The organism is Bradyrhizobium sp. SZCCHNR2028, from assembly GCF_032380995.1.
Classification (GTDB): domain Bacteria; phylum Pseudomonadota; class Alphaproteobacteria; order Rhizobiales; family Xanthobacteraceae; genus Bradyrhizobium.
Genome location: NZ_JAUHJF010000001.1, coordinates 427,882 through 440,999 on the forward strand (window position 1 = coordinate 427,882; position 13,118 = coordinate 440,999).

General features: G+C 64.7%; 12 protein-coding genes and 1 tRNA gene. 10 read left to right on the forward strand and 3 right to left on the reverse strand.

Translation table 11 applies throughout. From position 1 onward, the window contains the following. Positions 1-17 precede the first annotated feature (17 nt). Positions 18-938, reverse strand: a complete 921-nt coding sequence (locus tag QX121_RS01950) for a septal ring lytic transglycosylase RlpA family protein (protein ID WP_315797417.1) — start codon at positions 936-938, stop codon at positions 18-20. A gap of 917 nt (positions 939-1,855) precedes the next feature. Between QX121_RS01950 and QX121_RS01955 the strand changes: the two genes are divergently transcribed. Beyond that, positions 1,856-1,945 (forward strand) — tRNA-Ser (locus tag QX121_RS01955). Between the two features lie 115 nt (positions 1,946-2,060). On the opposite strand, the gene QX121_RS01960 is transcribed toward QX121_RS01955, so the two are convergent. Both QX121_RS01960 and QX121_RS01965 read right to left on the reverse strand, forming a co-directional pair. Continuing rightward, positions 2,061-3,374, reverse strand: coding sequence for a hypothetical protein (locus QX121_RS01960; RefSeq protein ID WP_315811034.1), 1,314 nt, complete (start codon positions 3,372-3,374; stop codon positions 2,061-2,063). Between the two features lie 400 nt (positions 3,375-3,774). Further along, a complete protein-coding gene (locus tag QX121_RS01965; protein WP_409999306.1) occupies positions 3,775-4,503 on the reverse strand; it encodes a Spy/CpxP family protein refolding chaperone in 729 nt (242 codons plus the stop codon). A 409-nt stretch (positions 4,504-4,912) separates the two neighbouring features. On the opposite strand from QX121_RS01965, the gene QX121_RS01970 reads away from it, so the two are divergent. The 9 genes from QX121_RS01970 to QX121_RS02010 all read left to right on the forward strand — a co-directional run bounded on the left by QX121_RS01970 (position 4,913) and on the right by QX121_RS02010 (position 13,092). After that, entirely contained in the window at positions 4,913-6,253 is a 1,341-nt protein-coding gene (locus QX121_RS01970) for an ABC transporter substrate-binding protein (protein ID WP_315737946.1), read from the forward strand. 123 nt (positions 6,254-6,376) lie between these two features. After that, on the forward strand, positions 6,377-7,312 hold the full coding sequence (locus tag QX121_RS01975) for a sugar ABC transporter permease (protein ID WP_315737945.1): 936 nt from the start codon (positions 6,377-6,379) through the stop codon (positions 7,310-7,312). Further along, positions 7,312-8,223 (forward strand): carbohydrate ABC transporter permease, encoded by a 912-nt coding sequence (locus QX121_RS01980; protein ID WP_315757471.1) that lies wholly within the window; start codon positions 7,312-7,314, stop codon positions 8,221-8,223. The genes QX121_RS01975 and QX121_RS01980 overlap by 1 nt, the downstream gene beginning before the upstream one ends. A gap of 19 nt (positions 8,224-8,242) precedes the next feature. After that, on the forward strand, positions 8,243-9,343 hold the full coding sequence (locus QX121_RS01985; RefSeq protein ID WP_315737943.1) for a sn-glycerol-3-phosphate ABC transporter ATP-binding protein UgpC: 1,101 nt from the start codon (positions 8,243-8,245) through the stop codon (positions 9,341-9,343). 28 nt (positions 9,344-9,371) lie between these two features. After that, positions 9,372-10,370, forward strand: coding sequence for a hydroxyacid dehydrogenase (locus QX121_RS01990; protein WP_315774759.1), 999 nt, complete (start codon positions 9,372-9,374; stop codon positions 10,368-10,370). A 235-nt stretch (positions 10,371-10,605) separates the two neighbouring features. Further along, on the forward strand, positions 10,606-11,016 hold the full coding sequence (locus QX121_RS01995; protein WP_315811035.1) for a hypothetical protein: 411 nt from the start codon (positions 10,606-10,608) through the stop codon (positions 11,014-11,016). Positions 11,017-11,192: 176 nt separating this feature from the next. Further along, on the forward strand, positions 11,193-11,984 hold the full coding sequence (locus QX121_RS02000; protein WP_315811036.1) for a transporter substrate-binding domain-containing protein: 792 nt from the start codon (positions 11,193-11,195) through the stop codon (positions 11,982-11,984). A 275-nt stretch (positions 11,985-12,259) separates the two neighbouring features. After that, positions 12,260-12,628: a hypothetical protein gene (locus QX121_RS02005; protein ID WP_315811037.1), complete on the forward strand. Its 369-nt coding sequence runs from the start codon at positions 12,260-12,262 to the stop codon at positions 12,626-12,628. A gap of 71 nt (positions 12,629-12,699) precedes the next feature. After that, positions 12,700-13,092: a FixH family protein gene (locus QX121_RS02010; RefSeq protein ID WP_315779891.1), complete on the forward strand. Its 393-nt coding sequence runs from the start codon at positions 12,700-12,702 to the stop codon at positions 13,090-13,092. Positions 13,093-13,118: the final 26 nt, after the last annotated feature.

A 13,118-nucleotide genomic window follows, 5' to 3' on the forward strand; every position in this document is an offset into this window, starting at 1 on the left:
GCCGTGCTTGGCGGAGTTCAGTACAGCCCGCGGCCGCTCATGATGTCGCGCGCCTCGTTGGCGCCGTCGTTCGGCTCTGCCCTGCCCTGCGAGACGTAGCGGCCGTCCTGGTCGTAGGACACAGCGCGCGGGTTCTCGAGGTTGCGGCCCCGCGTCCTGCTGGACGCCGACATTTCCGAGGTCGCGCCGATCGAGGCGAGATCAGCCGAGCCGTTGCCGAGCGTATAGGGGCGCCCTTCGGGCAGCGGGATCTCGCCGCGAATCGGACGGCCTGTGCCCATCTCGGGCACGAACGGCCTGGCCGAGGCGACGCGCACCAGGGACGGTGCCGGCGCCGGGATGCCCGTGCGCAAGGTCGCCATCAACTGGACGTCGTCGGAGCCCTCCAGCGGGGCGCGGCCGACATACTCCACCCGCACCTTGGCGATGCCGTTGCCCTTGAACTCGAGCAGATCGGCCGCCTTGTTGGAGACGTCGATCAGCCGGTTGCCGTGGTATGGCCCGCGATCATTGATGCGGACAATGAGCGATTTGCCGTTGGCGAGATTGGTGACGCGGGCGTAGCTCGGCAGCGGCAATGTCGGATGGGCGGCCGTCAGCGACGTCATGTCGAAGACCTCGCCATTGGCAGTCAGGCGGCCGTGAAAATCATCGCCATACCAGGACGCCATGCCCTCGGCGCGGTAGTTGGCGTCCTCTTCCGGGACGTAGGTCTTGCCGGCCACGGTGTAGGGCTTGCCGATGCGGTAGACGCCGCCGCCCTTCGGCACCGGCTCGCCGAATCCGACGACGCGCGGGCTCGACGACACGCCGTATTTCGGATCGACCTTGCTGGCGAACTTGTTGGACGAGGCGCAGTTCGCGACCATCAGGCAGGCGAGGACGGCGACGGCACTGCGCACCGCTCTCTCGACCGGATCTGTTTGACCAATCCCCATCGACCCCAATTACCAATGTGCCGGTCGCAGCCGGGCCATCCCATCAGCCCCGCGCGCCGCGCGCTTGTCCCCGCGAGTCGCGTCCCCCGCAACTCAACGCACAAGGATAACGCAACCCGAACACGGCGGAAATGGGGTAGGCCCCGCCGTGGTTAACCGGAGCTTTCCGGAGGACGATAGCCGCCTAAGCGTGCGCTCCGCCCCGCCTCCTCGTTGCGAGTGCACCTTTTTGGACACATATGTTGCGTGAAATCCTCACTTGAGAGTGTTCTCATTTCCCGGGACCTGAATCATTTTGACTGTGCAGGGCTGCACGTCGTTTGCTTCACGTGGGGCGCAACAGGGTGTGTTCGCTATGATCGAAGCAATGACGGCAGTGATGGGCTTGGTTGGCGCCGGGATCTTCCTTGCTCATGCGTTTGAAGGGGTCCGCTCGCGGGCCTGATTCCGGACGGATCGGACAGCCGACGTCATGGTCGGCTCTCGTCCGCTTCAAAGATTTCGTCCGCTTCAATAACGACACTTCAGGAACATCCCTGAAGCCGGCAGTTTCGACCAACAGATCTTTCAGACCGCTCTTCGTCCGGTCCTCCGCTTCTTCCGATCGACGTGAGGTCGGACCGGCAGCCCAGCTGTAGAAGGTGGCCCATGCGATACCCATACCTACGACGTCAAGACGTTGGACGTCCGGACTTGCTTTCGAGCAGCTTTCTCGCCCTGGCAGCGCTGAGCACGGCAGTGTTGTGCTCGGGTCTGATGGTTTTCGCACTCCGCTAAGCCGCGGGCTTTGAGCTGATGCCGTTCGGGCAGGCGTGAATGCGCCGTTGACGAGCCGCAAGCCAGCACCCTAAACAAGGATCGCGTCGCTACCGCGCCGTCATGGCGCGGGTATCGCCGTTCCGGAGACGATGCCGGATGGAAGGGTGGCCGAGTGGTTTAAGGCACCGGTCTTGAAAACCGGCGTGCCCGCAAGGGTACCGTGGGTTCGAATCCCACCCCTTCCGCCAAGTCTCCTTCCACGTCCCCGAACTTGCCGCTGATCCGGGACCCGATGGATCGGCTGGCCGCGCACAACGCTGGCGAGCGCGCCCGCAGCCCCGCTGCTCAGAGCTGCGCGTCCGGTCAACGACCAGGGTGCGCGCCATGGCTTGCCTGCGGCGCGCGGTGGCCGTTCACGGCGCCGGCGGTCTCGGAGGGCACGCCGACCCGCTCCATCAGTTCGCGAACGTCGCGGATGCGGTTGTCGAGAAGGCCGTGCATCTCGCTGAGCGTCCAACGCAGCTCATCCAGCGCGCCCGGCGCCGCGTCGGGAAAATGCGAGAGATGATAGACCATCTCGTTGAGGACCTGCCGCAGCCCGTACAGGTCGTCATGGGCGAGCTTCTGGACATCGAGCTGGCCGAGCAACCGCTGCACGAAGCTGCGCCGATCGGGCGGCACATGGCGCAGATCGACGAACCGGTTGACGTGGAAGGCTCGCGGCGCCTCGGCACTGCCGGCCGCTTGGGCCAGCGCGAGGCGCACGTTGTCCGCGTTGAGATCCTCGGTATCGACGGAGAGCGTGTTCGGGAACAGGCTCTTGTAGCGTTCGATCAAGGCGTGGGTCTTGTCGTAGTACCAGCCGAACTTGTCGGCCAGCGACAGATCCATCCATTGCTGCCTCGACATCTCTCCGAAGTGGAAAGCGGTCGGACGCTTGCGACGCGCGGCCGGCGAATCGGCGTAGTAGAGGTGGTTCTGCGGCGACAGCTCGGCATTCTCCACCAAGCTTGCGATGCACGCCGCCCGGTCGCGCCGGCGCAGATGCACCAGCGTGACCTGATCGCCGAGGAGCTCGGCGATGATCGGCAGCACGGCCGCGTAGCCGTTGCCGACGACGCAAGCATGGGGGCAATCGAGGATCGTCTGACGAATCTGATCCGCGAAGCTGGGATCGTTGGTTTCCTTGAGCTGGCAGAACAGCTCATTGAGCTCGCTCGACGCCCATTCGTGCACGGCCCTGTCGCCGTTGCCCTGGTTGTCGAACACCTCCTGCATCATCCGCGTCAGCGACGTCGTGCCGTCCCGGCCGGTGCCGACGCACAGCACCCGCAGCGTGGAAGGTGGAGAATTCCTCAGGGCCGCGTCGCGGCCATTGCCGGAGGGGCGCGTCGCTCCATTGTCCGAGACCACGGCCAGGCGCTTACGCGCCAGCCGGCGAAGCTCCGCGGACGCCGCCTCCCACTCCAGCCTGTAGCCGTCGCGCTCGTCGCGCAGGCGGCCCATGATCACGCCCCTCTCTTCGGTGATGCGCCTGTACCGCTCGGACTCGTCCTTCGCAGCGACCAACTCCGCTTGCAGCGCATCGACGAAGCGTTTCACGTCCGCATCGAGGCGGCTTTCGGTGCTGGCGGTGCCAATCCCCAATCGGTTCTCGATCCACCGGCGCAGTCGCACTCTCGACAACAATAATCCTCCAAGAAATCGAGCCGAACGGCCTGCTGATCGTCTGCCGCCCGATCGCTGCTGCGATTCAGCACGCCTGCGAAGGCCGCCCTGCCGGCTCCGGCTCTCCATGTAATACAATTGCAATGTACATCAAACCTGCATCGCAATTCGGTTGCAGAGGCAGCGATGGTGGCCGGCACGTTGCGCGAGCCGTGCCCGCTCATGCCCGATAAATGTGCATGCCGCGGAGCCTGCTTTCTCCCGACCATGCCGTCAACGCGACCAATTGCCATTCTTAGGGTACTAGTGTACCGTGACCCGGCGCGACCGCGGTGGTCATGCGTCACGGCACGCCGCAGGCGCCACTGCTGCCAACGGGCGCAGCCCCGACGACGCCAGCTCCGTTGAGCTAGTCCAGTCCGCGCTCGCGACTCAGGCGCACCATCTCGTCGATGAAGATCTGCTTCTGCTTGTCGTCGAGGCTGGTGAACAGCGGTTCCGACGTGTCGGCCACCGCGCGCTGGTCGGCGGCACGATCGACCAGGAACTGAGCCTCGTTGCGCATCTGCTCGACGATGTCATCCGGCGGATCGCGCTTCGACCGCGCGATGCGCAGCTCGAGTCGATCCGCGCCGTTGCGGCCGAGCGCGTGCATCGCGTCGGCGAACGGACCCCAGTTCTTCGCCTGCTCTTCCGTCAGGTTCAGCCCGGTCTTCAGGCGCTCGATATTGCTGTCGCTGTTGGCGACGATCTGTTCGGCCGTGAGTTGCGGGACGCCCGGCTGCGTCAACATCGGCGTCGCCTTGGCGACCTTGCTCGTCTTCGTCGCCTTGGAAGGCTTCGCCTTCCTGCCCTCGGCCGGCGGTGCCTCGGGCTGCGTACTCTGCTGGCCGCTGTTGCCGGTGAACGCCCCGGTCACGCCGGTAACCACGCCGACGACACCGCCGATCGCGCCGCCGAGCACACCGCCGACCGGGCCCGCCGCCCTGTTGCCTTCGCGCGCGCCCTGCTCGACGCCCTTGAACAGGCCCTGCGCGCCAAGCTGACGCGGCAGGCCCGCCAGGCCGATGAGGCCTATTGACACTCCTATTGCGATGCACCGGAAAGACCGGCGCCAAATGCCGGCGGGGCTCGTCATCATCAGTTCAGGCTCCGTGCAACACGTCCGACCGTCGCGCGCAGTCGCTGGTCGTGACGGCCATGATTCCAACGAATTCTATCGTTGCCGCAACGCGCAAGTCCATCGGCCGCATGCAGTGCGATGCATCGAACGCGTTCGGCTAGACTGATTCCTGCTCTGCTTCCTGCTCTGCCGGGGACGCGCCTTGCACTGCAGCGCTCAGCGCTGCGATGCAATCAGTTACGGACCTGCGACGAATTGTGCCCGCCATTAGTTCAAGGATTCGCCTCACCTGCTTTCTCGACAGCCGCTCGCAATTCTGCTCTGATTGCACCCAAGCGAAATCCATGCGCGCATGACGCGACGCAACAACTAACAAATCGGATTCGCATTGACAGAATGCTTGGCTCACCAGGGAGGGAACGCCATGTCACGGAGGAAGCTGAACCGTCGACAATTCGTTGCTGCGACCGCTGCCACCTCGGCGGTCATGATTGCCGCGCCCTATGTGCGCGGTGCCTACGCCGCCGGCAAGCTCTCGATAGGCTTCTGGGACCATTGGGTTCCGGGCGCCAACCAGGCCTCGACCGATCTCGTCAACGAGTGGGCCGCCAAGGAGAAGGTCGAGGTCCAGATCGACTACATCACCAGCCAGGGCAAGAAGATCGAGCTGACGATCGCCGCCGAGGGCGCCGCGAAGTCCGGCCACGATCTGATCGCTATGCCGACCTGGTGGCCGCATGCGCATGCCGAATTGCTGGAGCCGGTCAACGACATCATGGGGCCGATCATCCAGGAGAATGGCGAGGTCAACGGCACCGTCAAATATCTCGGACAGTCCGGCGGCAAATGGCTCGCCGTGCCGGCCTGCGTCGGCAGTCAGATCAAGGGCCCCTGCACCCGCATCGATCTCATGAAGAAGCATGCGGGCATCGACGTGCAGGAGCTGTATCCGGCCGGCTCTCCACCGAAGGCCGACAGCTGGACCACAGAGACCTTCCTGAAAGCGGCGGAGGCCTGCCAGAAGGCTGGCGTGCCGTTCGGCATCGGGCTCGGCGAAACCACCGATAGCGTGGACTCCGCCGGCGCGTTCTTCCAGGCGTATGGCGCCGAGCTGGTGAATGCCAAGGGCGATGTCACGGTGAAGACGGATGCCGTGCGCCAGGCGCTCGAGTTCTACAAGCGGCTGATCGCGGCACTGCCGCCGGATGTCGCCTCATGGGACGACGCATCGAACAACAAATGGCTGGTCTCGGGCAAGGGCGCGATGATCATGAATCCGCCGAGCGCCTGGGCGGTGGCCAAGCGCGACGCGCCGCAGATTGCCGAGCAGTGCTGGACCCACGGCTTCCCGGCCGGCCCCAAGGGCCGCTTCGCGCCGTTCCTGCCCTACTTCTGGAGCATCTGGTCGTTCTCCAAGAACAAGGAGGCCGCCAAGAGCCTGATCGTGCACCTGTCGAAGCCGTCATCGATCGAGAAGATGGTGGTGGCGAGCGGCGGCTACGATCTGCCGGCCTATCAGAAGCTGACGACGCTCAAGGTGTGGCAGGAGGAGGGCCCGCCGAAGGGGACGCTCTATCACTATCCCAACCCCTACAATCACCAGACGCTGTCGATCGCAGCCTCCCCTGCTCCGCCCAAGATCGCGCAGCAGATCTATGCGCAGGCAACGATGACCAAGATGTGCCTGCGCTACGCCCAGGGCGAGAAGATGGAATCGACCCTCGCCTGGGCCGAAGGCGAGTGCGAAGGCTTCATGCGCAGCTGAGGCATGTTGAAGCAACGCCGGCGGTCCGCTTCAGCAGGCGGGCCGCCTCCTTTCACCTTGTCAGTGTTCCCCATCCAGTGAGGACCCCGCCGTCGCGGGGGACATCACGAGGAGCCCTTTTTCATGGTTGATGCCGCCATCGGTGAAAACGCCGTCGCCCGCCCTCGCGCGGCCCGCCGCAATGGTCTGCACAGGGCGCTGAAGCGGAAATCGACCGCCGCTTTCCTGATGACGCTGCCGCTGATCCTGCTGATCGTGCTCCTCGTCGTTTATCCCGCCCTGTATTCGGTGCATCTGGCGACGCTGAACAAGTCGATGCAGCGCTTCGTCGGTTTCGGCAATTTCGAGTTCCTGTTCAAGCGCGACACGTTCTGGCTGGTCGTCAAGCAGTCCTGCATCTTCGCGATCACCGCCGTCGTGTTCAAGGCGCTGATCGGCTTCATCGTCGCGCATTTCGTGCACAACATCCCCGCCAAGGGGCAGCGCAAATGGCGCGGCATGCTGCTGGTACCCTGGGTGATCCCGCCGGCGATGAGCACGCTGGCGTGGCTGTGGCTGTTCGACCCGTCCTACAGCGCCTTCAACTACACGCTCGCCTTCTTCGGCATCGGCCCGATCCCGTGGACCGGCGACGCCGCCTGGGCGCGGTTCTCGGTGATCCTGGTGAACATCTGGTACGGCGCGCCGTTCTTCATGATTATGTACCTGGCATCGCTGAAATCGGTTCCTGAGCAGCTCTACGAAGCCGCGGCGATCGACGGCGCCAATTGGTGGCAGCGCATCTGGTACGTGACGCTGCCGATGATGCGCAACATCATCGCCATCACGACGCTGTTCTCGCTGATCGTGACGTTCGCCAATTTCGACATCGTCCGCATCCTCACCGCCGGCGGCCCGCTCGACAAGACGCACATCTTCGCGACCTGGGCGTTCCGCGTCGGCATCGAGGGCAGCGACATTCCGCTCGGCGCCAGCGTCTCGCTGTTCATGGTGCCGATCCTGGCGGTGGCCGCCATCTTCATCCTGCGCGACGTCAACAAGCGGGGGAACGAATCCTGATGAGCACCGTCACGATCGACAAGGCCGGCCCGACCCGTGCCGTCAAATATGGCTCGATGAGCCGCGACCGCGCCTGGGCGTTGCGCTGGTCGTATTTCTTCCTGACGCTGTTCGCGATCTTCTCGCTGGTGCCGCCGCTCTACATGCTGATCACCTCGCTGAAGGGCAGCGCGGAGATCTCCGCGGCGACCAATCCGTGGTGGGTGTTCCACCCGACGCTGGAGAACTATCTCGAGCTGCTGACCTCGAACCAGTTCATGCGCTTCTTCTTCAACTCGGCCATGGTCTCGATCGTCGTCGTGATCATCACCATGCTGATCAGCATCCCCGCGGCGTTCGCGCTGTCGCGAATGAAATTCTGGGGCTCGGCCACGCTCGCGACCGGCGTGTTCCTGACTTACCTGATTCCGGACAGCCTGCTGTTCATCCCGCTGTTCAAGATGTTCGCGCTGATCGGCGACGTCACGGGCATCCAGCTGATCAACCGCTGGTACGTGCTGCTGTTCATCTATCCGACGCTGACGGTGCCGTTCTGCACCTGGATCATGATCGGCTATTTCGCGTCGATCCCGAAGGAGCTCGACGAAGCCGCCATCATCGACGGCGCCTCCTGGCTGCAGACGCTGACGCGGATCTTCATTCCCGTCGCCCTGCCCGGCCTGATCGCCGCGACGATCTTTGCCTTCACCGTCTCCTGGGCGCAGTTCCTGTATCCGCTGGTGTTCACGACCTCGACCGACCAACTGGTGCTGCCGGTCGGCATCGTCACGAGCCTGATCAAGGGCGACGTCTTCAACTGGGGACAGATCATGACCGGCGCGCTGCTTGGCGCGGCGCCGCCGCTGATCATCTACGCGTTCCTGATGGACTATTACATTGCCGGACTCACGGCCGGCGCGACCAAGGGCTGATGACGGGGGTTGACCACACATGGCTGAAGTGAGCTTGCGCAAGGTCGTGAAGCGTTATGACGACGTCGAGGCGGTCAGGGGCATCGATCTCGATATCGCCGACCACGAGTTCGTCGTGCTGGTCGGCCCGTCCGGCTGCGGCAAGTCGACGACATTGCGGATGATCGCAGGGCTCGAGGACATCTCCGACGGAGACATCACCATCGGCGGCGACGTCGTCAACGACGTGCCGCCGAAGGATCGCGACATCGCGATGGTGTTCCAGAACTACGCGCTCTACCCGCACATGACGGTGGCCGAGAACATGTCGTTCGGGCTGCGTCTGAAGCACTATCCGAAGGCCGAGATCAAGAGCCGCGTGGCGGAGGCCGCGCGCATGCTGGATATCGCCGACCTCGTCGACCGCAAGCCCAAGCAGCTCTCCGGCGGCCAGCGCCAGCGCGTGGCGATGGGCCGTGCGATCGTGCGCAATCCCAAGGTCTTCCTGTTCGACGAGCCGCTGTCAAACCTCGACGCCAAGCTGCGCGTGCAGATGCGCATCGAGATCAAGAAGGTGCACCAGAAGGTCCGTACCACGACGGTCTACGTCACCCACGACCAGGTCGAGGCGATGACCCTGGCCGACCGTGTCGTGGTCATGAACAAGGGCCGCATCGAGCAGATCGGCACGCCGAACGAGCTGTACCACAATCCGGCGACACGCTTCGTCGCCGGCTTCATCGGCTCGCCCGCGATGAACTTCGTGCCGTGCCGGCTCGAGGAGGCCAATGGCCGGCTCCACATCCGCCTCACCGACCGCATCGCCTTTCCGCTGCCGCCGGCGCGCGCCGCGCGCTATCAATCCGTGTCGCGAAATGAGCCGCTGCTGCTCGGCATCAGGCCGGAGCACATCACCGAGACCAAGCCGCATGCGGAGCCTGGGATTGAGCCGTTCGAGGCGCTGCTCGACGTCACCGAGCCGATGGGCATGGAGACGCTGGTCTACTTCACCCTCAACGAGACGCCGGTCTGCGGGCGGGTCAACCCCAACGCCGGCGCGCGGGATGGCAGCCCTCTGCGCATGGCAATGGACCTCAACAACATGCACCTGCTAAACGAGGCGACCGGGCTCGTGATCTGACGAGCACAAGAAGCTTCAAGGGCAGGATATGACCACCAGGACGGCAACCAACAAGAACAAGATCCTCGTCACGGAATCCTTCTCGGCCAAGGGACGCGCGCTGCTCGCGGCGCGCGACGACGTCGAGATGATCGAGTTCCCCAACATGATCTCGGCGGCGGACTTTTCTGCGCTGCTCACCTCCCATGCCCCGGTGCATGGCGTCGCCCTCGGTGCGACCCGGTTCGGCGAGCCGGAGCTCGTCGCTGCCGGCGACATGAAGGTCGTGACCCGGATCGGCGTCGGCTTCGACGCGGTCGACGTGCCGGCGCTGAGCCGCCACAAGGTGCCCTTGATGGTCGCGGGCACCGCGAATTCGCCGTCGGTCGCCGAGCAAGCGCTGTTCATGATGCTGACGCTGGCCAAGCGCGCCAACGAGATGCATGCGATGGTCAGGGACGGCACCTGGGGCGCGCGGCTCGGTGTGCTGCCGTTCGATCTGTACGGCAAGACCGTGCTGATCATCGGCTTCGGCCGCATCGGCACCCGCACCGCCAAGCGCTGCCTGGCGATGGAGATGCAGGTCCTGGTCTACGACCCCTACAAGCCGGCCGCCGACATCACCGCCGCCGGCTGCGAGCCGGTGACCGACCTCGACGCCGCGCTGCCGCGCGCCGATTTCGTCAGCATCCACTGCCCGAAGACGCCGGAGACCATCGGCCTGTTCAATGCAGCGCGTCTGCGGCTGATGAAGCCTTCCGCCTATCTGATCAACACCGCGCGCGGTGGCCTGATCGACGAGGCAGCGCTGTACGACGCGCTGGTGTCCGGCCGCCTCGCCGGCGCCGGCCTCGACGTGTTCGAGCAGGAGCCGCCGCCGGTCGGCCACGCGCTGCATGCGCTGCCCAACGTGATCATGGCGCCGCACGTCGCCGGCGTCACCCGCGAGGCCGTCGACCGCATGAGCGAGCAGACCGCGCGCAACATCCTGAGTGTGCTCGACGGCGATCCGATTCGGCAGAACGTGATCAATCAGGACGTGCTCTGAGTCGCGGGCTGGCGCCGACTCGCGCTGATAGATCTGCTCAGTACGTGAATGGTCATGGCCGGGCTCCGTCCCGGCCATCCACCTTTGGAGCACGGGCCCTCCTGCACTCCTCGGGATATTCGTCCACCGCTTTGTCGCCCAATTTTGAACGCATTATTGCATCTCGCCCAGATTTCGCTACAACTATAGCTATTGGCGTCGGCGTTTGCGCGCGTCAGTAGGAACAGAGGCGATCATGAGTGTTGCGACGGAGCACGCGCTCGCAACGATAGCGAGCATCCTCGACAAGCCGGAGTCTGCGAAGCGTGACAACCGGGCGGCCGCGCCTGCTCCCAACTCTCCCGCCAAGAAGGCCGCAGGCACGGTGGTCTCGTTCGATCAGGCCGACGGCTACACCAAGATCGGGCCCGGCCCGATCTCTGCAATCCGCTTCCGCTGGACCGCGCGGCGCGGCGAAGACGGTTACTACGTCGACGAGACCGTCGGGCCGACCTCGATCGCCGTCAGCAGCGGCCCGATGACGGCCGAAGCCGCCATCGACATGGTCGACACCCGTGCGCACGAGGCGGCAGAGCGCTTCGAGGCGCTGAAGAACGAGATGACCGGCAAGGGTGCGTTTGCTCCGGTAGGACCCGGCCGGACCTAGCGCTCGGTCGCCCCGCATCGTTGAACGATGCGCGGCATCGCCTGGTGGACCAGCATCGACCGCCGGCGGCGGCCGTGAGCCGCTCCGAACGGTACGACAGCCGCCTCTGCCCCTCGTCCCGCGACACCGCTTCGTATAAGAAGAACCTCGTCCCACTCAAGCCGAGGTGTCGCATCATGGGGTTCTTCGATCGTCCGCTGTCCGTTCTGACTGGGCTCGTCCTCGTCTGCAGCCTTGCCGTCCCGGCGGCCGCCGAGCAGGCCTCGCGCCTCGACGAGATCATGCAGCGCGGTAGCTTGCGGGTCGGCATGACCGGCGACTACAAGCCCTTCACCTATCTCGACAAGGCGACCGGCAAATTCTCCGGCTTCGACGTCGACATGGCCGAGTCGCTCGGCAAGGCGCTCGGCGTCAAGGTGGAGTTCGTGCCGACCAGCTGGCCGCAACTGATGAAGGATTTCGAGGCCGACAAGTTCGACGTCGCCATGGGCGGCGTGTCGATCACGCTCGACCGCCAGAAGAAGGGCTACTTCTCGACCGCGATCATGCGCGAGGGCAAGACGCCGATCGCTCGCTGCTCGGACACGTCGAAATACCAGACGCTGGCCGACATCGACAGACCGGGCACCCGCGTCGTCGTCAACCCCGGCGGCACCAATGAGCGCTTCGCCCGCGCCAACGTCAAGGCCGCCGACATCCGCGTCCACACCGACAACGTCACGATCTTCGAGGAGATCGCCAAGGGCGACGCCGACCTGATGATGACCGATGCCTCCGAGACGCGCTATCAGCAGAAGCTGCATCCCGGCGTGCTCTGCGCCATCCACCCGGAGAAGCCGTTCGACTTCTCCGAGAAGGCCTACTGGCTGCAGCGCGACGTCGCCCTGAAGGCGTTCGTGGATCAGTGGCTGCACATCTCGACCGAGAACGGCAGCTACCAGGCGATCTACAAGAATTGGTTTGATTGACGTTGGCATGTGCCCCGCGCGACTCCTGCCGGAACCATCGCTTCAAACCGGGCGCGCGCCGGAATGGCAGGAATTCACCAGACTTTCGGTCGTCATGCCCGGCTCGCCCGGGCATTCACACCCGCTTGCGGAATCTACCCCATGGGGGTATATCGGGGTCGATGACGTCGACCCTGGCAGCCATCGCGTCCGCGATGGCGCAGTTTGACCCGTCTCAAGGACTGCCTCCGGAAGCGCAGTAGGGTATGCTGCGGCCAAGGCAAACTCGGATCCTGATGCGGCTTGTTCGGACCATCCTGGCGTTCGCGATCGCCCTCTCGCTGGCGATGCTGCCGATTGGCGCATCGACGGCGGCGGTCGCAATGTCGTCGAACGACATGCAGGCAAGCATGGCCATGGGCGATGGCGCCGACATGTCGATGGACGAGTGCTGTCCTGACGACATGAAGGGGACGAGTTCCCCGTCACACGGCGACAAATGTGGGATGGGTTTCTGCTGCGCCGGCGGAACGGTTGCGCTCGGCGATATCAGGACCATCGTCGTCGCTCCACTCGCCATCGCGGCGACCACGCTGGCACTTCCTGCCGACCAAGTGGCCTCCGTCGATAGCGGCAGTCCTCCTTTCCGGCCTCCTCGAGTCTGATCTCGTACCGACGCGCGCATGCCTGCGCGCCATCGGCGCCACGGCCGAGATCCATTCATGAGGACAGGACCATGCTTTCCAGACTTAGCATCGCGGCGTTCGCCGCCACCCTTTCGCTTGCCACATCAGCCGCCTTGGCAGGCGTGACTGACTACACGTTCGAGCCGGTCACTCCGGAGATGAAGAAGGGCGACGATGTCACGGTCGCCATTCGTCTCACCAACAAGCAGACCGGCAAGCCGGTCGCCGACGCGGTCATCTTCAAGACGCGCGTCGACATGGCTCCCGACGGGATGGCCGACATGGTGTCGGACGTGGCGCCGCTGCCGTCGAAGGAACCGGGCGTCTACGCCTTCAAGACCGACCTGCCGATGGCCGGGCGCTACCAGGTCACGCTGTCCGCCAAGGTGCAGGGCGAGCCTGAGACGGTCACCGGCAAGGTCATCGTCAAGGCGACGAAGTGAGCTTCGCGGGGCGCTCCCGACGAGCG